At 70.8% G+C, this 17,988-nt stretch carries 17 protein-coding genes; 9 read left to right on the forward strand and 8 right to left on the reverse strand.

Features of this window, described 5'->3' with window-relative positions; genetic code table 11:
* Positions 1-82 precede the first annotated feature (82 nt).
* Complete coding sequence (locus ACFWV8_RS29165; RefSeq protein WP_384210328.1) at positions 83-763, forward strand: DedA family protein; 681 nt, start codon at positions 83-85, stop codon at positions 761-763.
* A gap of 53 nt (positions 764-816) precedes the next feature.
* On the opposite strand, the gene ACFWV8_RS29170 is transcribed toward ACFWV8_RS29165, so the two are convergent.
* On the reverse strand, positions 817-1,347 hold the full coding sequence (locus ACFWV8_RS29170; protein ID WP_384210334.1) for a gamma carbonic anhydrase family protein: 531 nt from the start codon (positions 1,345-1,347) through the stop codon (positions 817-819).
* Between the two features lie 105 nt (positions 1,348-1,452).
* On the opposite strand from ACFWV8_RS29170, the gene ACFWV8_RS29175 reads away from it, so the two are divergent.
* A complete protein-coding gene (locus ACFWV8_RS29175; RefSeq protein ID WP_384210341.1) occupies positions 1,453-2,679 on the forward strand; it encodes a cytochrome P450 in 1,227 nt (408 codons plus the stop codon).
* A gap of 66 nt (positions 2,680-2,745) precedes the next feature.
* On the opposite strand, the gene ACFWV8_RS29180 is transcribed toward ACFWV8_RS29175, so the two are convergent.
* The 5 genes from ACFWV8_RS29180 to ACFWV8_RS29200 all read right to left on the reverse strand — a co-directional run bounded on the left by ACFWV8_RS29180 (position 2,746) and on the right by ACFWV8_RS29200 (position 7,266).
* A complete protein-coding gene (locus tag ACFWV8_RS29180) occupies positions 2,746-4,044 on the reverse strand; it encodes a cytochrome P450 (RefSeq protein WP_384210348.1) in 1,299 nt (432 codons plus the stop codon).
* Entirely contained in the window at positions 4,041-4,655 is a 615-nt protein-coding gene (locus tag ACFWV8_RS29185) for an ATP/GTP-binding protein (protein ID WP_329390715.1), read from the reverse strand. Before ACFWV8_RS29185 ends, ACFWV8_RS29180 begins: the two co-directional genes overlap by 4 nt.
* Positions 4,636-4,995, reverse strand: coding sequence for a DUF742 domain-containing protein (locus ACFWV8_RS29190; protein ID WP_329390717.1), 360 nt, complete (start codon positions 4,993-4,995; stop codon positions 4,636-4,638). The genes ACFWV8_RS29185 and ACFWV8_RS29190 overlap by 20 nt, the downstream gene beginning before the upstream one ends.
* On the reverse strand, positions 4,992-5,414 hold the full coding sequence (locus ACFWV8_RS29195) for a roadblock/LC7 domain-containing protein (RefSeq protein ID WP_384210362.1): 423 nt from the start codon (positions 5,412-5,414) through the stop codon (positions 4,992-4,994). Before ACFWV8_RS29195 ends, ACFWV8_RS29190 begins: the two co-directional genes overlap by 4 nt.
* A gap of 136 nt (positions 5,415-5,550) precedes the next feature.
* Positions 5,551-7,266: a sensor histidine kinase gene (locus tag ACFWV8_RS29200; RefSeq protein ID WP_384210369.1), complete on the reverse strand. Its 1,716-nt coding sequence runs from the start codon at positions 7,264-7,266 to the stop codon at positions 5,551-5,553.
* Between the two features lie 356 nt (positions 7,267-7,622).
* Here ACFWV8_RS29200 and ACFWV8_RS29205 point away from each other — a divergent pair, with 356 nt between their 5' ends.
* Complete coding sequence (locus ACFWV8_RS29205; protein WP_384210374.1) at positions 7,623-8,366, forward strand: acyltransferase; 744 nt, start codon at positions 7,623-7,625, stop codon at positions 8,364-8,366.
* 40 nt (positions 8,367-8,406) lie between these two features.
* Here ACFWV8_RS29205 and ACFWV8_RS29210 read toward each other — a convergent pair whose 3' ends face one another.
* Entirely contained in the window at positions 8,407-9,273 is an 867-nt protein-coding gene (locus tag ACFWV8_RS29210; protein WP_384210382.1) for an EamA family transporter, read from the reverse strand.
* A gap of 95 nt (positions 9,274-9,368) precedes the next feature.
* Between ACFWV8_RS29210 and ACFWV8_RS29215 the strand changes: the two genes are divergently transcribed.
* From ACFWV8_RS29215 to ACFWV8_RS29225, 3 genes are all read left to right on the forward strand, one after another.
* The gene (locus ACFWV8_RS29215) at positions 9,369-9,941 is read left to right on the forward strand and encodes a helix-turn-helix domain-containing protein (RefSeq protein ID WP_384210385.1); all 573 of its coding nucleotides are present in this window, start codon (positions 9,369-9,371) and stop codon (positions 9,939-9,941) included.
* Between the two features lie 32 nt (positions 9,942-9,973).
* On the forward strand, positions 9,974-10,540 hold the full coding sequence (locus ACFWV8_RS29220) for a YbaK/EbsC family protein (RefSeq protein ID WP_384210389.1): 567 nt from the start codon (positions 9,974-9,976) through the stop codon (positions 10,538-10,540).
* Between the two features lie 342 nt (positions 10,541-10,882).
* Positions 10,883-12,568: a LamG domain-containing protein gene (locus tag ACFWV8_RS29225; protein WP_384210392.1), complete on the forward strand. Its 1,686-nt coding sequence runs from the start codon at positions 10,883-10,885 to the stop codon at positions 12,566-12,568.
* A 32-nt stretch (positions 12,569-12,600) separates the two neighbouring features.
* Here ACFWV8_RS29225 and ACFWV8_RS29230 read toward each other — a convergent pair whose 3' ends face one another.
* Positions 12,601-13,005: a CoA-binding protein gene (locus tag ACFWV8_RS29230; RefSeq protein ID WP_384210395.1), complete on the reverse strand. Its 405-nt coding sequence runs from the start codon at positions 13,003-13,005 to the stop codon at positions 12,601-12,603.
* 78 nt (positions 13,006-13,083) lie between these two features.
* Here ACFWV8_RS29230 and ACFWV8_RS29235 point away from each other — a divergent pair, with 78 nt between their 5' ends.
* From ACFWV8_RS29235 to ACFWV8_RS29245, 3 genes are read left to right on the forward strand one after another with little or no spacing between them, the layout of a single operon-like run.
* On the forward strand, positions 13,084-13,710 hold the full coding sequence (locus tag ACFWV8_RS29235; protein ID WP_384210398.1) for a YigZ family protein: 627 nt from the start codon (positions 13,084-13,086) through the stop codon (positions 13,708-13,710).
* A gap of 49 nt (positions 13,711-13,759) precedes the next feature.
* The gene (locus tag ACFWV8_RS29240) at positions 13,760-14,926 is read left to right on the forward strand and encodes an exonuclease SbcCD subunit D (protein ID WP_384210401.1); all 1,167 of its coding nucleotides are present in this window, start codon (positions 13,760-13,762) and stop codon (positions 14,924-14,926) included.
* Positions 14,923-17,973, forward strand: a complete 3,051-nt coding sequence (locus ACFWV8_RS29245; RefSeq protein WP_384210404.1) for an AAA family ATPase — start codon at positions 14,923-14,925, stop codon at positions 17,971-17,973. Before ACFWV8_RS29240 ends, ACFWV8_RS29245 begins: the two co-directional genes overlap by 4 nt.
* Positions 17,974-17,988 lie beyond the last annotated feature (15 nt).

Consider the following 17,988-nt stretch of genomic DNA (forward strand, 5'->3'; position numbering starts at 1 on the left):
CCTTCCAGGCGCTCGCCGGGCAGCGGCACATTCCGCCCGCGCTCATCCCGCAGCGGCACATCCGACACGGAAGGAACCGGTCTTGCACGTCCAGGAGTGGCTGGAGACCGTACCCGCGATCAGCGTCTACATCCTGGTCGGCGTCGTGATCGGGCTCGAAAGCCTCGGCATCCCGCTGCCGGGCGAGATCGTCCTCGTCAGCTCGGCGCTGCTGGCCTCGCAGCACGGTGACATCAACCCGTACATCCTCGGCGCGTGCGCGACCGCCGGCGCGATCATCGGTGACTCGATCGGCTACGCCATCGGCCGCAGGGGCGGCCGTCCCCTGCTCGCGTGGCTGGGGAGGAAGTTCCCGAGCCACTTCGGCGAGCCGCAGATCGCCCTGGCCGAGCGGTCGTTCCAGAAGTGGGGCATGTGGGCCGTCTTCTTCGGCCGCTTCGTCGCACTGCTGCGGATCTTCGCAGGGCCGCTCGCGGGTGTGCTGCGCATGCCGTACTGGAAGTTCCTCATCGCCAACGTCCTGGGCGGGATCCTCTGGGCCGGTGGCACGACCGCCGTCATCTACTCGGTGGGTGTCGTCGCCGAGGCGTGGCTGAAGCGCTTCTCCTGGCTGGGCCTCGTACTCGCCGTACTCATCGGCATCACCTCGATGCTCGTCATCAAGAACCGGGCCAAGAAGGCCTCGGCGCAGGCCGCCGCGCAGCCCTCGGCCAAGGACGCGCCGGGCACGCTCGACCCGGAGCCCGTACCCGCCACCGACTGACGGCCGCCGACCGACTGACGGCCACCGCCGACCGACGGCCGACGGCCGGGCGGTCAGCCCTCGTGCGCCGCCCGATGGCGCTCGGCCAGGTCCAGATAGACCGCCGCGTTGAGCTTGATGCCCTCGCGTTCCTCGTCGGTCAGCTCCCGCTTCACCTTCGCGGGCACCCCGGCCACCAGCGAACCCGGCGGTACGCGCATGCCCTTCGGGACGAGCGCCTGGGCCGCGACCAGTGAACCGGCCCCGATGTACGCCCCGTTGAGCACGGCCGCGCCCATGCCGACCAGTACGTCGTCCTCCACGGTGCAGCCGTGCAGGACCGCGTTGTGACCCACCGAGACACGCGCGCCGAGTGTGACGGGGGAGCCGATGTCGACATGCACCGTGCAGTTGTCCTGGATGTTGGTGTCGGCCCCGATGACGATCGGGCCTCCGTCGGCCCGCAGCACCGTGTGGTACCAGACGCTCGAACCGGGCGCCATGGTGACCTCGCCCAGCACCACGGCCGTCGGCGCCACGAACGCCGTCGGATCGATCTCGGGCTCCGTGCCGCCCACACCCGCGATCAGTGGCCGCTCCGTCATGCCGTCTCCTCCGCCTTCGGCCAGGACGTGCCTTGTCCGAACCGACAGGCGATCAATAACCTGGTGCAAGTTGAATGTTGCCGTCGTTTTGACCGAGGGAGCTCCATGCCCACCGCACAGCAGGTCCCCGACATTCTATCGGCGGAGTTCGCGGAGGATCCGTACCCCGCCTACCGCCAGATGCGCGAGAGCGCGCCGCTGATCTGGCACGAGGCCACCAACAGCTACCTCATATCGCGGTACGAGGACGTGGAACGGGCCTTCAAGGACAAGGCGTCGGCGTTCACCACCGAGAACTACCACTGGCAGATCGAGCCCGTGCACGGGAAGACGATCCTCCAGCTGAGCGGCCGCGAGCACGCCGTACGCCGCGCCCTCGTCGCCCCCGCCTTCCGGGGCAGCGACCTGGAGGAGAAGTTCCTGCCGGTCATCGAGAACAACGCCCGCCGGCTCATCGACACCTTCCGGCACACCGGAAGCGTCGACCTGGTGGACGCCTTCGCCACCCGCTTCCCCGTCAATGTCATCGCCGAGATGCTGGGGCTCGACCAGGCCGACCACGCGCGGTTCCACGGTTGGTACACCACCGTCATCGCCTTCCTCGGCAATCTCGCCGGCGATCCCGAGGTGGCCGCCGCGGGTGAACGGACCCGGATCGAGTTCGCCGAGTACATGATCCCGATCATCCAGGCCCGCAGGGAGAAGCTGGGCGACGACCTGCTGTCCACGCTGTGCGCCGCCGAGGTCGACGGAGTGCGGATGAGCGACGAGGACATCAAGGCGTTCTGCAGCCTGCTGCTCGCGGCGGGCGGCGAGACCACCGACAAGGCCATCGCCTCGATCTTCGCGAATCTACTCGCTCACCCGGAACAGCTCGCCGCCGTACAGGAGGACCGGAGCCTGATAGACCGGGCGTTCGCCGAGACTCTGCGGTATACACCGCCGGTGCAAATGATCATGCGGCAGACCGCCGAGGAGGTCACGCTCAGCGGCGGCACCATACCCGCCGGCGCCACTGTCACCTGCCTCATAGGCGCCGCCAACAGGGACGGTGACCGCTACACCGAGCCGGACACCTTCAACATCTTCCGGGACGACCTGACCACGACGACCGCGTTCTCGGCCGCCGCCGACCACTTGGCGTTCGCGCTCGGGCGGCACTTCTGCGTCGGCGCGCTGCTGGCCAAGGCCGAGGTACGGGCAGGAGTGGGGCAACTGCTCGACGCCATGCCCGGATTGCGGCTGGCGGAGGGGTTCGACCCCGTGGAGCAGGGGGTGTTCACACGGGGCCCGAGGTCACTGCCGGTGGAGTTCACCCCTGCCGAGAGCTGACCTCACCGCGCGTTCGCCGGAAGAGCCCAGCGGCGCCCGTCCGGCGAACGGGACCGGCGCCGACGCTCACCGCGCGACCGGCGTGAACTCCACCGGCAGCGCCGTCAGACCGCGCATCCAGATCGACGGACGCCACCTCAACTCGCCCGGCTCCACCGCCAGTACGACATCCGGCAGCCGCTCCAGCAGCGTCTCGACCGCTGTACGGGCGATGACGTCGGCCAGCAGAGGCGCCGGATACGGACACCGGTGCTCGCCGTTGCCGAAGGACAGATGCGCCGAGTTCTCGGCGCCGATATGACCCTCCGGCCAGATCTGCGGATCGGTGTTGGCCGCCGCGAGCCCCAGGACCAGACAGTCGCCGGCCCTGATGTGCCGGCCGCCCAACTGCGTGTCGCGGACCGCCCACCGGCCGATGAAATTCTGAGTCGGAGTGTCCAGCCACAGCACCTCGTTGAGTGCCTGCCCGACACTCAGCCGCCCGCCCGACACGTTGAGCGCGAACCGGTCGTCGGTCAGCAGCAGACGCAGCGTGTTGCAGATCCAGTTGGCCGTCGGCTGCTGCGCCGCCGCGATCACGGAGATCAGATCCTGCACGATCTCCTCGTCCGTCAGACCCGCAGGATGCCCCAGCATCCGTGAGGTGACGTCGGAGCCCGGCCGGTCCCGCTTGTCCCGCACCAACCGCTGGATCCGTTCCTGTACCCGTACGTACGCCGAGACCGGGTCGTCGCCCTCCGACGCGTCCAGCGACACACGAAGATCGCGTACGAGCTCCTCGGTGTCGGCGCTGCCCGCGGGCATGCCGCACATCTGGACGGCCGCCCGCATCGGGAGCGCGTGGGCGTAGGCGGCCATCAGTTCGGCGTTCCCGGTGCCCGCGAACGCGTCGATCAACTGCTCGGCGATCTGCCGGCAGTCGTGAGCGAGTTCGAACTGGTCGACCGCTTCGAGGGCCTCGGTGATGACGCCGGCCCGCCGCTGGTGCTCGGTGCCCTCGGTGAACAGCACGGACGGCTGGTAGCCGACGAACGGCAGCAGAGGCCAGTCGGCGGGGATCGCCGCCCACTGGTTCCAGCGGCGCGAGTCTCTGGCGAACAGTTCGTCATGGCTGGTGACATAGCTGACCTCGGAGTAGCCGAGGACCAGCCACGCCGGGACGCCACCGTCCAGCAGGACGGGGGCGACCGGGCCGTGATCACGGCGCAGGCTGCGGTACAGCTGCGACGGAGTCTGCTGGTATTCGAGACCGCTCAGCGGCACCGAATCGGGATGTGCGGCGGGGCAGCCGGGCGGCGGCTGTGCCTGCGGGGGCGCGCCCGGTACGTCAAGGGCCTCGGTATCGAGGGTATGTGGATCGGTCATGGCGTCAACTCCCGTTCCATCGCCAGCTCGTAGAGGTGGTCGACGAGGGCGATCAGGACGTTCTTGCCGGACGAGCGGACCCGCGCGTCGCAGTCGATCAGCGGGACGTGCTCGGGCAACGACAGCGCCTGCCGGATCTCGTCCAGCGAGAACGCGGAGACGTCGTTGTCGAAACGGTTGACCGCGACCACGAACGGCGTCTTGTGATGCTCCAGCCGGTCGATCGCGTACCAGGAGTCGCTCATCCGCCGGGTGTCGACCAGGACGACCGCGCCCAGGGTGCCCGAGAAGAGCCGGTCCCACAGGAACCAGAACCGCTCCTGGCCGGGTGCGCCGAACAGATAGAGCACCATCTGGTCGCTGAGGCTGATCCGGCCGAAATCGAAGGCGACCGTCGTCGTGGTCTTCGTGGTGAGTCCGTCGGTCTCGTCGACACCGATGCCGGCCTGTGTCATCAGCTCCTCGGTGTTGAGCGGACGGATCTCACTCACCGACCGGACGAGGGTCGTCTTGCCGACCCCGAAACCACCCACGATCACGATCTTCAGTCCGGTCTCGGCGGCGTCGGACAGCGGGGTTCGGGCGGGCAGCTCAGAGGTTACGGAGTCCATGGAGCACCTCCTTCAGAAGGGCCGGGTCGGGAAGGGCGGAGGCGGACCGCGCCGCGCGCGGATGGCGGGCGGTGATCCGGCCCGTCGCCTGGAGGTCGCCGAGCAGGATCCGTACGACGGTCACCGGCAGTCTCAGCTCGGCCGAGATCTCCACGACCGCCGTCGGGTGCTGGCACAGTTCGAGAATCGCCCGGTGCTCCGACTGCGTTCCCTGGGTCGGCGCACACTCGCTGACGATCAGTGTGACCAGGTCGAACGCGTCGTGATCGGCACGGCTGCGGCCACCGGTGACCGTGTACAGCCGGTCGGGATCCCCGGTGTCGACGGGCTTGCGGGTCATGACGGGGCGGCCTCGGGGGACACCGGGCTCCGGGGTTCGGCCCTCAGATGCTCGCCGATCTGGTCGACCAGCTCCGTCATCTGGTGGCCCACCCCGCCCGGGTCCGCGCCGTCCTCGGCGACGACGGCGAGATGCGCGCCGTCGCCGGCCGACACGATGAAGAGCAGACCGCCGTGGAACTCTGTCATCGAGTGGCGTACGCCGCCGGCGCCGTTGCCGAACTCGACAGAGGCGCCCTGTGCGAGCGCCTGGATGCCGGAGCAGATCGCCGCGAGCTGGTCGGCCTGGTCGAGCGTGAGGTGGCGGCTCCAGCAGAGCTTGAGCCCGTCGCGGGAGAGCACCAATGCGTGCCGGGTGCCCGGAGTGCGCTCCAGCAGGTTCTCCAGGAGCCAGGTCAGGCTGTTGTCGGTCGTTGGCATGGGTTGCGTGGGGCGGGATCCGCCGGGGGGCGGATCACCGGCCCGTGCCTCCAATCTCACGTCGTTCACGTTCGCTGACAGGGGTGGGCGCCGGCTGTTCCCGTACCTCCGGCGCCGTACGGGACGAAAAGCACCGTCAGGAGGTGTCGCCGGCCTTCGGCTCAGGCTCCTCGGAGGCGTCGTTCACAGGAAGCTGGGAGCGGTGGAAGGCGCCGAACTGTGATCCGGCGTCGCGGCCGGGCGGCGTGGCCCCGGGCGCCGCGCCCTTCCGAGGACGTCCGGTGTCGCCCGTGGATGTCCTGTCGCGGTCGGCCGCCGCCATGGTGCGTCCGGGGGGCCGTACGGGCAGTCCGCCCGGCGTCGCCACCCTGGGGCCGCCGGGCGGCGGGGTGGGCGACGGCAGCACCGTGGGCAGCGGCACCGACGGGGGTGTGACGGTCGGCTCGGTGACCGTGACCGCCGGGACGGGCGCGGCGTGCCGGCCCCGCGGGTCGGACGCGGCGCTCGGCCGCTGGGCGAGGATCTGCGGCGGGAAGAGCACGACGACGCCGGTGCCGCCACGTGAGGAGGGGCGGAAGTTGACGCTCAGGTGGTACTTGGCCGCGAGTCGTCCCACGACGGCCAGGCCCAGGCGGGTGCCCTGGAGGGACGCGAGGTCGTTGGCGCGTCCCGACACCGACTCCTCGGCGCGCCGCATCGCGGCGTCGGCCATCTTCAGGCCGCTGTCCTCGATGGTCACCACGATGCCCGCGGAGCGCTCCTCGACGTAGACATGGACCTCGTCGATCGGCGGGGAGAAGTTCGCGGCGTTGTCCATCAGTTCGGCCAGCAGATGCATCACGCCCTCGGCGGCGAATCCGGCGACGGCCGCGGTGCTCGAACAGTGGAGCCGTACGCGCTGATACGCCGCGATCCGGCCGACGGCGCCGCGCAGGATGCTCTCCATGCCGATCGGCTTGTTCCAGGCGCGGCTCGCCCGGCCGCCCATCAGCAGCGCGAGCCGGTCGGTCATCAGGCCGAGCTGCGAGGTGTTGTGATCGAGCTTCAGGAGATCACCGAAGACCTCCTCGCCGTGACGTTCCTGCATCTCGCGCAGGTCGGCGAGCATGCTTACGGCCTTGGCCTGCACCCGGCTCAGGGCCTTGGCGCTGGCCGCCTGGGCGGCCGAGCCGCGCCGCTCGCTGATGGCGAAGTCCCGTACGACCGTGTCGGTCAGGACCCGGAGCCGGGGATCGGACGGCCGCTTCAGATCGGCCAGTACGGCGTCGGCGCCCCGGCCCTGGCGCAGGCCGCCGAGCGCGGTGGGCAACGTCACCGTCGACAGGAGGTCCAGATCGTCGGCGATCAGGCCGAGCTCGGTCACCGCCGTCTCGTGGTCGGCGATCGCGGCGGCGGCGCGGTGCTCGCCGAGCGCCACCTCGTCGGCGAATGCCCGCAGGAATCGCTGGAGTTGAGGGTCGGACGGCGGAGGAACGGCGGCGAGCGTCTCCTCGGCGCTCGCCCCCTCGTGGAGCCGTTTGACCACGGTGGGGAGTGTGACGTTCACCAGATGGGCCGACTCGGCGCTGTTCCTCGCCAGTTGTGCGTGGAGCGCCTGGATCTCGGCGCCGGCCTTCGCCGATCCGCGGCGGTGTCGGCGCAGCGTCAGCACGGCGCCGACGACGACGGAGGCGAGGACCACCCAGGCGACGACGAGCGTCGTCACCGCCCAACCGCGTGCGCCTGCCGGGGCGGTCGCGGCGGCGCCTCCGGCCGCCACTGCGGCCAGGAGCAGCAGGGCGGGCGGCCCGGCGAGCGACAGGCGGCGCGTTTCGGCTATGCGATGGGGGCTCGGTGTGACGGGCACTGACATTCCGCGGTTCCCTCGGTATTCGAGTGCGGGAGGGGGAACAGACCAGCCGATCGGCGCACGTCGGCCATGGTGGGAGGCGCCAGTCACGGACTGGAACGGTGATGACTGTAACAGTGATTTTCCGGGCTATGCGTGGCGTTCACACTTGTTGTACACGGTGGAAGGACCACCCCCGGGCGGCGAACACCAATAGAGGGAATACTCCGCGAACTCGCCCTGGTGGAAGCCGAGTCGTGGTGATATGCGCGCGAGGGGGCGCTCGGGGGGAACGCGCGGGGAGGGGCAGCGGAGCCGTGGGGTGAACGTCACAGCGGGGGGGCGCCGACCCGCCCCCACCCCGCCGATACCGTGGGCGGGTGTCCAAGAGCCGAAACCCGTTCTCCTCGCTGAGCGCCTGGCGCCGTCGGCTTGTCTCGCGCGCGGTCCAGCGCGGCTGGCGGTGGGTCCAGGAGGCGGGCGCGGTCAGCGCGGAGCATCCGGGCAGGCTGCGCTTCCGCCGGATCGGTACCGGGACCCGGCTCGCCTTCCCGCAGGGCACCGTCTTCGGTGAGGCGTGGATCGAGCTGGGCGACCACTGCGTCATAGGTGAACACGTCACCCTGACCGCGGGGATGATGCCCGGCCTCGACCTGGGCGCGGAGCCGATCCTGCGGTTCGGCGACGGTGTCGTCCTCGGCCGTGGCAGCCATGTCATCGCCGACACGGCGGTGACCATAGGCTCGGACACCTACTGCGGCCCGTACGTCTACATCACGTCGACCAACCACAGTTACGACGATCCGCGGGTGCCCGTCGGCAAGCAGTGGCCCCGCACGGAACCGGTCTCGGTGGGGCCGGGCTGCTGGCTGGGCACCGGCGCGGTGATTCTTCCGGGGGCCAGGCTGGGGCGCAACGTGGTGGTCGCGGCGGGAGCGGTCGTACGGGGTGAGGTGCCCGACCACTGCGTGGTGGCGGGGGCGCCGGCGCGGGTCGTACGGAGCTGGGACGAGGAGCGGGGCTGGCAGCCGCCCTTGCGTACGCCCGCGCCTGTGCCGATCCCGGAGGGTGTCACTCCGGAGCAACTGCTGGCGCTGTCCGAGCTGGATCCTGACCGGTCCTGACGGACGCGCTCCCGTTGTACGCGGGCGTCGTACGGACGGGTCAGCCGGCCGCCAGCAGGACGGTGCCGACGAGCGCGAGCCCGGCCCCCGTCGCCTGGATCGCGCGCAGCCTCTCCTTCAGGACACCGCGCGCGGCCAGGGCGGTGATCACCGGATACAGGGAGGCCAGGACGGCCGCGACGGTCACGGGACCGTTCTGCGCCGCGACCGAGTACGTCCCGTTGGCGGCCACGTCCGCGAGGCCGACGAACGCCAGCGCGGGCAGGGCCGTCCGGATCACCCGGCTCCCGCCGTCCTCGGGCAGGGCGGGGGCGCCCCGCCGTACCGACACGTACAGCGCGGCCCCGCCCACGCCCACGTTGGTGACGCGCTGCACGAAGAGCGCCAGGAACAGGCCGGTGACCGTTGTCGACGCCTCCGAGATCAGCGCCATCACCGCGCCGAAGCCGAACGCGGCGACCAGCGTCAGCGCGACGGCCCGGCGCCGGACCGCCGCTCCGCGCAGCTCGGGCCCGCCGGCCAGCACGATGCCCACGACGGCCACACCGATCCCGGCCGCCTGGAGCAGGCCGGGCCGCTCGCCGGCGACGAGCCCCACGCCCACGGGTACGACCACGCCGACCGAGGCGAGCGGCGACACGACGCCCATCGGGCCGAGCGCGAGGGCCTTGTAGAAGGCGAGCATGGCGACGGGGCCGACGACCCCGGCGGCGACCGCGTACCAGAGCAGCGGCCCGGCCTCGGTCCAGGCGCCCGTCGCGAGGACGATCGCACCGAGGACCACGGCGGCTATGGACTGCGAGACCACGACCACGGTCAGGGCGGGTACGCGCCGGGCGAGCAGCCCACCGCCGAAGTCGGCCAGACCCCAGAGCAGGCACGTGGCCAGCGCGAACAGTGCGGTCATGAAGCGAACCTCGCCAGTACAGTGTGGTGAACGGTTGGTGCACCACACCGTAGTGCAGTCCATTGCACTCTTCCATTGAATATATTGGACGGAATGTGTCGGACCTCGATCAGCTGACCCAGTCACTCGCCCGCAATCTCAAACGGTGGCGCGGCGAGAGAGCCTTCACCCTCGACGCGCTGGCGGCCCGGTCGGGCGTCAGCCGGGGCATGATCATCCAGATCGAGCAGGCCCGCACCAACCCCAGCGTCGGCACGACGGTGAAGCTCGCCGACGCGCTCGGCATCAGCATCACCACGCTCCTCGACTACGAGCAGGGCCCGCAGGTCAGGGTCGTACCCGCCAACCAGGCAGTCCGTATGTGGTCCACCGACGCGGGCAGCGCCACCGTGCTGCTGGTCGGGACGGAGTCCCGGGGGCCGCTCGAACTGTGGTCCTGGAAGCTGATGCCGGGCGAACACAGTGACTCCGACCCGCACCCGGAGGGCACGACGGAATTGCTGCATGTCACCGCGGGCGAACTGACCCTTGTGGTGGACGGCGTATCGCATCCGGTCGCCGAGGGATCGTCCGCGGTCTTCGAGGCGAACGTGCCGCACACCTACCGCAACGACGGTGCGGTGACGGTCGAGATGACCATGGCGGTCTCCATTCCGCCCGCGCGCTGAACGGCGCCGGCCCGCCTGTTAGCTTGACGCCCATGCGCGCCCCCATCGGAGACTTCACCAACGCCCGACCTGCCCCCGACTGCCTCGGCCTGCTCGCGGAGCCCGTCGCCGCCGCCGTACGGGCCTGGCAGGGCGATGTACCAGCTGACCAGCTGCTCTACGTGGACACCGACCCGGAGATCGCGGACACCGCCGCCTTCGTGGAGCACCACGGCGCCGATCTGCTCGACCGGTCGGCCAACTGCGTCGTCGTCGCGGGCAAGCGCGGCGGCGAGTCCACGCTCGCCGCCTGTCTGGTCCTGTCCCGGACGCGCGTCGATGTCAACGGAGTCGTACGCAAGCAACTGGGCGCCCGCAAGGCCTCGTTCGCCCCGATGGACACCGCGACGGGCGAGACGGGCATGGAATACGGCGGCATCACCCCGATCGGCCTCCCCACCGCCTGGACCCTCCTCGTGGACGCCGCGGTGGTGGATACCGAGTGGGTCCTGATCGGCAGTGGACGTCGTCGAGGCAAGCTGATCGTCCCGGGGAAGGCGTTCGCCACGCCGCCGGGCGTGGTGGTCATCGACGGCCTGGGCATCACCACTACTGCCTGACGACCCACCACATATCCAGTTTTTATCTTTTCTTGACGTTGTGAATTCTCCGGCTCTCGTTTCCTGCGGATTCTTCCGATCTCGATGAGTTGTTCTTGTTCTCGGGGGTTTGAATGCCGGCGAATTGCGCCTTGTTGATGTCTCCAATCTCCGTGTGGTGACAGTGCGTTCCCGAGGAGGGCGCTGCGGGTCGCGAGCTGATGTGGGTCACGCTTGACGGAGTGAATAGGTGATCATCTAGGGTCCTGGCGTCCGTGAGTCTTCTGTGAAGCTGGGGTGGGGGAAATGGGTGAGGCTGGGTATGGCCGACGTGGTCAAGGCCGTCGCAGATGGCGTCGGTTGGTGACCACTGCTGTGGTCTCGTCGCTTGTGGGCGGTGCTGTCGTGGCTCTTCCGGCCGCCGCCCCGGCGTCCGCCGCGGAGGCGTCGGCGTCAAGCGCTTCGGAGCGGGCTGCCGCTTCCGGTGAGCCGGCCGAGGACGTTTCGCGGCGCACCGCGTTGCCAGAAGGCGAGGTGGGTCGCTGGCGCTTCGATGACGGTGTAGCGGGTTCCGGGGTGACGGTGGCCAAGGACACCGCGACCGTAGGTCCCCGTCATGACGCCAACCTGCTTACGGCGGGCGCGGGCTGGTCGACGATGGCCCGGCGCGGTGAGGCCGACCAGTCCTTGTGGCTGGACAGTGCCGTCCCCGCCAATCAGCAGGCGTACGCCTCCACCAGCACGGCTGCCGTCAACACCGCGGACTCCCTGACGTTCTCCACCTGGGCCTACCTGACCGACGCGTCGACCAGCCGCATGGTGATGACGACACCGGGTTCCCAGGCGCAGGCGTTCGCCCTGTACTACTCGTCCGCCTCGAAGGGCTGGGTGTTCAGCCATACGGTCGCTGACTCGGCGACACCGGTGATCATTACGTTCAACGCCGACGCCATCAATCCGCCGCTCCGGGTCTGGACTCATCTCTCCGGAGTCTTCGACACTCATGCGGACACCGATCCGGCCAACGACACGCTGCAGTTGTATGTCAACGGACGCCCCCAGGGTGCTGCGGTGAAGCCGGCCGCTGTGGCAGCAGCTCAGGGCGCTACCTACAAACCGTGGAGCGCCCTCGGTGGGCTGCAGTTCGGGCGTTCTGTCATCCGCGGTGAGGGTGGATTCTTCTTCCGTGGACGTATCGACGAGTCAGCCGTGTGGCGGCGGGCCCTAACCGCGGATGAAATCCTCCATGAGGCGCGCCTTCATTACGACGGTCAACCGGCCAACGAGCTGGTGGCGCGGTGGGATGCGACCTCAGCCAGCGGCACCACTATCGCCGAAGTCTCTCCCTACCCGCATCCGGCGATGCGGTTGTCCGCGACGGGCGCCGTCCTCGACGGCGACGACAATGCCCTGACCCTGGACGGCACTTCTGGTTACGCCTCGGTCCAAGGCCCGGTGGTGGACGAGTCGGGCTCCTTCACCGTCTCGGCGCGGGTCAAGCTGGATGGGCAGAAACTGGCGGCCAAACCGGTCGGGTACCAGGCGCAGGTGGCTGGACAGCGCAGCGGCGATCAGTCGTCGTGGGCCCTGTGGGCCATCAAGCCGGTGGAAGACACGTATCAGTGGCAATTCACCCGCACCGCCACCGACTCCTCGGGCAAGGTGACGAAGCACGCCGCCATCACTCCGGCCGTGGATCTGGCCGAGGTCGACACCTGGACAGACGTGACGGGGGTCTTCGACGCTCAGGACCCCTTCGAGATCACTGACCCAGGGGACCCGTCCCAGACACGGGAGGGGCTGGGAACACTGCACCTCTACGTCGGATCGACCTACATCGCCAGCTCCACCTCCCCCGGCTTCGACGCTGTCCAACAGGGTAGCGGTGAACTTGCCGCAGGCCGTGGCACGCGAGGTGGTGCCACCGGCCACTACCTACCCGGCGCCCTCGAACAGCTGCGGATCTGGACCGGTGCGATGACCAACGACCAGGTGAACAGCCAGGTCCTGGACCCCACGGTCGACGACACAACGAGCTCCGCGTCGTAGAAGTGTGGAGGTGCGGGCGTCACCCGGGCCGCTCAGAGCAGAGGGATCTCGATCGCCGGGCAGCGGTCCATCACCATGTCGAGGCCCGCCTCGCGGGTGCGGGTGTATGCCGCGTCGTCGATCACTCCCAGTTGGAACCAGACCGCCTTCGCGCCGATCGTGACCGCCTCGTCCGCCACCGGGCCCGCCAGTTCGCTGTTGACGAACACGTCCACCACGTCGACCGGGAACGGGATCTCCGCCAGAGACGCGTAGCCCTTCTCGCCGTGGACCGGTTCCGCCTTGGGGTGGACCGGGATCACGCGTTTGCCGAAGCGCTTGAGCACCGCCGCCACGCCGTACGCCGCCCGTGACTGGTTGCCCGAGAGGCCCACCACCGCCCACGTGTCGCCCGTGGAGGTCAGGATCCTGCGGATCGTCTCATCGTCTGCATACATGCACGAGACAACCGGGAGCACGGCCCCGCAATTCCCCCGCCGTACCCGGACCGGGGCCGGAGAGCCTAGGGTGGCTCGATGCATGAGCAGTACCGGACCGTCGCCCGACGGGGTATCCATGAGACCGAGGTCAACCGGTCGCGCTTCATCTGCGCGCTCGCGCCCGCGACCACCGAGGCGGAGGCGCAGGACTTCGTCGCCGGCGTACGCCGTGAGCATCCCACCGCCACACACAACTGCTTCGCCTACGTGATCGGCGCCGACGCCTCCGTACAGAGGGCGAGCGACGACGGGGAGCCGGGCGGCACGGCCGGTGCGCCCATGCTGCAGATGCTGATGCGCAGGGACGTGCGTTACGTGGCCGCCGTCGTCACCCGCTACTACGGAGGCGTCAAGCTCGGCGCCGGAGGGCTGATCCGCGCGTACGGGGGCGCCGTCGGCGAAGCCCTCGACGCCGTCGGCACCGTGACCCGCCGGCGCTACCGGCTGGCCACGATCATCGTCGACCACCACCGGGCCGGAAAACTGGAGAACGAACTCCGGGCCACCGGCCGCGCCGTACGCGACGTGCGGTACGCGGAGATAGTGACCATAGGGATAGGGCTGCCCGACGCCGACGTCGAGGACTTCCGGACCTGGCTCGCCGACACCACCGCCGGAACCGCCCTTCTGGCGCTGGGCGGTGAGGCGTACGGCGACGTGTGATGCCTGAAGCCACCCGTGATGTCCGACCCCACCGTTACTCTCAAGGATCATGAGATTCCTGCACACGTCGGACTGGCACCTGGGACGGTCCTTCCACCGGGTCAGCCTTCTCGACGCACAGGCGGCGTTCCTCGACCATCTCGTGGCGACCGCGCTGACGCGGGAGGTCGACGCGGTCCTCGTGGCGGGCGACGTGTACGACCGGGCGGTGCCGCCGCTCTCCGCCGTCGAGCTCTTCGACCGCGCCCTGCACCGGCTCGCCGAGGCGCGGGTGCCGACGGTGATGATCTCCGGGAACCATGACTCGGCCCGCCGCCTCGGCGTCGGCGCCGGACTCATCGACCACGCGGGTATCCATCTGCGCACCGACCCGGCCCGCTGCGCCACCCCCGTCGTACTCCCCGACGCCCACGGCGACGTGGCCTTCTACGGACTGCCGTATCTCGAACCGGCCCTGGTCCGCGAGGAGTTCAAGGCGGCCAAGGCCGGACACGAGGCGGTCCTCGCGGCGGCGCTCGACCGTGTACGGGCCGACCTCGCCGCCCGCCCGCAGGGCACCCGCTCCGTCGTCCTCGCGCATGCCTTCGTGGCAGGCGGCGCCGCCAGCGACAGCGAGCGCGACATCACCGTCGGCGGAGTGTCCGCCGTGCCCGCCGGCACGTTCGACGGCGTGGACTACGTGGCCCTCGGCCATCTGCACGGCTCACAGACCCTCACCGAGCGCGTCCGCTACTCAGGTTCACCCCTCGCGTACTCCTTCTCCGAGACCGACCACCGCAAGACCATGTGGCTCGTGGACCTCGGCCCCGCCGGTGAGATCGACGCCGAACGGATCGACTGCCCCGTGCCCCGCCCCCTCGCCCGCCTCCGCGGCCCCCTCGCCGGCCTCCTCGACGACCCGGCGCTCACTCGCCATGAACAGGCCTGGATCGAGGCGACCCTCACCGACCCCGTGCGTCCCGCTGAGCCCATGGCACGCCTCGTGGAACGCTTCCCGCACACCCTCAGCCTCGTCTTCGACCCCGACCGGGGCGAAGAGGACGTCGTCGCGTCCTACGCGCGGCGTCTCGAAGGCCGCAGCGACCAGGAGATCGCCGAGGACTTCGTGGCGCACGTACGCGGCGGCGCCGGGCCCGACGACCGGGAACGGACCGTGCTGCGCGGCGCCTTCGACCACGTACGGGTCGAGAACGCCGTACGCGAGGTGACCGGATGAGACTCCACCGGCTGAGCATCACCGCCTTCGGCCCCTTCGCCGACACCCAGGAGGTCGATTTCGACACGCTCTGCGCCGCGGGGATCTTCTTGCTGCACGGCGCGACCGGCGCGGGGAAGACCTCCGTGCTCGACGCCGTCTGCTACGCGCTGTACGACGCCGTGCCGGGCGCGCGCCAGCTCAAGGGCGGCGCCGCCAAGGACGCCTCTCTGCGCAGCGACCACGCCCCGGCGGGCACCTGCACCGAGGTTCAGCTCGAACTGACCCTCGGCGGACGGCGGTTGGAGATCACCCGCCGCCCCGCGCAGACACGCCCCAAGAAGCGCGGCACTGGCGTCACCACGGAGAAGGCGCAGAGCCTGCTCAGGGAGTACGACACCCCGGGCACCGGCACGGGCAACGACGCCGCGAACAGCGGCTGGCGCGCGCTGAGCCGCTCCCACCAGGAGATCGGCGAGGAGATCGGCCAACTGCTCGGCATGAGCCGGGAGCAGTTCTGCCAGGTCGTCCTCCTGCCCCAGGGCGACTTCGCGCGCTTCCTGCGCGCCGACGCCGAGGCGCGGGGCAAGCTGCTCGGCCGTCTCTTCGACACCCGCCGGTTCGCCGCTGTGGAGGACCGGCTCGCCGAGCTGCGCAGGGGCGCCGAACAGCAGGTAAGGGCCGGGGACGAGCGGCTGCTCGGCGTCGCGCAGCGCATCGCCCAGGCGTCCGGCGCGGCCGTCGAACAGCCGCTGCCCGCACAGCAACCCGGCGATCCGGGCCTCGCCCCCGCCGTCCTGGAATGGGCGGCCGTCGCCCGCTCCACGGCCTACGAGCGCGGAGACATCGCGGATTCGGCCCTCGCGGGCGCCGAGAGCAGGCAGGCGGCGGCGCGCAGGCTGCTCGAATCGACACGTGAACTGGCCAGGCTGCAACAGAGGTTCGCCGACGGACAGCGACGCGCCGAGGCCCTCGAAGCCCGCCGCCCTCAGTACGAGGCGGCGTGCGCCCGACTCGAACGGGCCCGCAAGGCCGACCGGGTGGCCCCCGCGCTCGCCCTGCGCGAGGACGCCGAGCGCGCGCACCGTACGGCCGCCGCCGCCCTCGGCCGGGCGCGCGCCGGCCTCCCCGCCGAACTCACCGACACCGGCGCCGACCATCTCTCCGCGCTGGAGCGGAAGATGATCGAGGAGCTGGGCCGCGTCGACGCCGCCCGGGGCGCGGAGCGGCGCAGCGCCGAGATCAGCCGCGAGCGCGCCGAGCTGGACCGCCAGGCCCGCGCCGACGACGAGCTGCTGGCGGAGTCCGGGGGCTGGCTCGCCGGCTGGGACGCCACTCGCCGGAGCCACCAGGAACGTGTCGAGACGGCCCAGGAGGCCGCCACCCGCGCCGAACAGCTCGCGGGACAACTCGAACCGGCGCGCGGACAGCTCGACGCCGCCCGCGCGCGCGACGCGCTCGAAACACGGGCCGCCGCGTCCCAGAGCCTCCTCAACAGCGCCCGCGAGCGCGCGAACGACGCCAAGGAGACCTGGCTCGACCTGCGCGAGCGCCGGCTGCGCGGCATCGCAGCCGAACTCGCCGCCGGTCTCGTGCCGGGCGAACCGTGCGCGGTCTGCGGCTCCGCCGACCATCCGGCACCCGCCCGCCCCGACGCCGGCCAGGTCGACCAGGCGGCGGAGGACGCCGCGTTCGCCGCGTCCCGAAGCGCCGAGGCGGCGGTCGCCGCGGCCGAGCGCGAACACGCCTCCGTACGAGAGGAGTTCGCGGCGGCCCGCTCCACGGCCGGCGGATCCACCGTCGCCGAACTGGCCGCGCTCACCGAGCGCCTGGGCCGCGAACACACCGAGGCGCACCGCGTCGCCGCCGGCACGCACGCGGCCCGCGAGGCGCTCGCCCGCGCCGAACGCGAGCGCGAGGACCGGCTCACCGCACAGCAGTCGGCCGAGAACCGCGTCGCGGCCCGTACCTCACGGCGCGAAGCGCTCGACCGCGAACAGACCGTCCTCGAATCGGAACTGGTCCGCGCCCGGGGCGACGCCGGCAGCGTCGCCGCGCACGCCGGCCGGCTGGCGGAAAGAGCACGGCTGCTCGCCGAAGCGGCCGACGCCGTAAGGGACTTCGACACCACGGCCCAGCGCCTCAAGGACGGCGACGACCGGCTCGCGGACGCCGCCTTCCGGGCCGGGTTCGACACCCCGCGCGAGGCAGCGGCGGCGCTGCTGTCCGAGGCGGAGCAACGCGGCCTGACCCACCGGATGGACGACTGGCAGGCCGAGGCGGCCACCGTCGCCGACCGGCTCGCGGAGTCCGACGCGCGCGACGCCGCCGAGCGACCGCCCGCCGGGCTCGACGCGGCGCTGCTGTCCTGCGAGGCGGCCGAATCGGCGCTGCGCGCCGCGTCGTCGGCGCTCGACGAAGCCCGCGGGCGGAGCGCCCAGTTGACCGAGCTGTCCCGGCGGGCCGAGGAGGAGGTACGGCGCCTCGGCCCCCTCCGTACGGAGTACGAGCGGGTGGCCCGCCTCGCCGCGCTCACCGCCGGCACGTCCACCGACAACGACCGCAAGATGCGCTTGGAGTCGTACGTCCTGGCCGCCCGGCTCGAACAGGTCGCCGCGGCGGCCACCGCGCGGCTGCTGCGCATGTCCTCGGGCCGCTACACCCTGGTCCACTCCGACGCGAGAGGCGGTGGCGGGAAGCGGTCGGGACTCGGACTCCATGTGGTCGACTCCTGGACGGGCAGCGCGCGGGACACGGCGACGCTCTCGGGCGGTGAGACGTTCTTCGTCTCCCTCGCCCTCGCGCTGGGCCTCGCCGACGTCGTCACCGACGAGGCGGGCGGCGCGCGCCTGGACACCCTCTTCATCGACGAGGGCTTCGGCAGCCTGGACGACCAGACGCTGGACGAGGTCCTGGACGTGCTGGACTCGCTGCGCGAACGCGACCGGAGCGTCGGGATAGTCAGCCATGTCGCCGACCTCCGCCGCCGGATCCCCACGCAGCTGGAGGTGACGAAGTCACGGCGGGGCTCGACGGTCAGTCTCCGTACGGGTGGTACGGACGGCTGAGTACGGCAAGATCCA

It is taken from the genome of Streptomyces sp. NPDC058665, assembly GCF_042714995.1.
Taxonomy (GTDB): domain Bacteria; phylum Actinomycetota; class Actinomycetes; order Streptomycetales; family Streptomycetaceae; genus Streptomyces.

Bases quoted from the DNA above. Each gene is read 5' to 3' on its own strand.
- ACFWV8_RS29170 (WP_384210334.1), bottom strand. From the start codon at position 1,347: ATGACGGAGCGGCCACTGATCGCGGGTGTGGGCGGCACGGAGCCCGAG.
- ACFWV8_RS29220 (WP_384210389.1), top strand. From the start codon at position 9,974: ATGCGCGCCCCCATCGGAGACTTCACCAACGCCCGACCTGCCCCCGAC.
- ACFWV8_RS29190 (WP_329390717.1), bottom strand. From the start codon at position 4,995: ATGACCCGCAAGCCCGTCGACACCGGGGATCCCGACCGGCTGTACACG.
- ACFWV8_RS29210 (WP_384210382.1), bottom strand. From the start codon at position 9,273: ATGACCGCACTGTTCGCGCTGGCCACGTGCCTGCTCTGGGGTCTGGCC.
- ACFWV8_RS29245 (WP_384210404.1), top strand. From the start codon at position 14,923: ATGAGACTCCACCGGCTGAGCATCACCGCCTTCGGCCCCTTCGCCGAC.
- ACFWV8_RS29240 (WP_384210401.1), top strand. From the start codon at position 13,760: ATGAGATTCCTGCACACGTCGGACTGGCACCTGGGACGGTCCTTCCAC.
- ACFWV8_RS29185 (WP_329390715.1), bottom strand. From the start codon at position 4,655: ATGGACTCCGTAACCTCTGAGCTGCCCGCCCGAACCCCGCTGTCCGAC.
- ACFWV8_RS29235 (WP_384210398.1), top strand. From the start codon at position 13,084: ATGCATGAGCAGTACCGGACCGTCGCCCGACGGGGTATCCATGAGACC.
- ACFWV8_RS29180 (WP_384210348.1), bottom strand. From the start codon at position 4,044: ATGACCGATCCACATACCCTCGATACCGAGGCCCTTGACGTACCGGGC.
- ACFWV8_RS29200 (WP_384210369.1), bottom strand. From the start codon at position 7,266: ATGTCAGTGCCCGTCACACCGAGCCCCCATCGCATAGCCGAAACGCGC.
- ACFWV8_RS29175 (WP_384210341.1), top strand. From the start codon at position 1,453: ATGCCCACCGCACAGCAGGTCCCCGACATTCTATCGGCGGAGTTCGCG.
- ACFWV8_RS29195 (WP_384210362.1), bottom strand. From the start codon at position 5,414: ATGCCAACGACCGACAACAGCCTGACCTGGCTCCTGGAGAACCTGCTG.
- ACFWV8_RS29230 (WP_384210395.1), bottom strand. From the start codon at position 13,005: ATGTATGCAGACGATGAGACGATCCGCAGGATCCTGACCTCCACGGGC.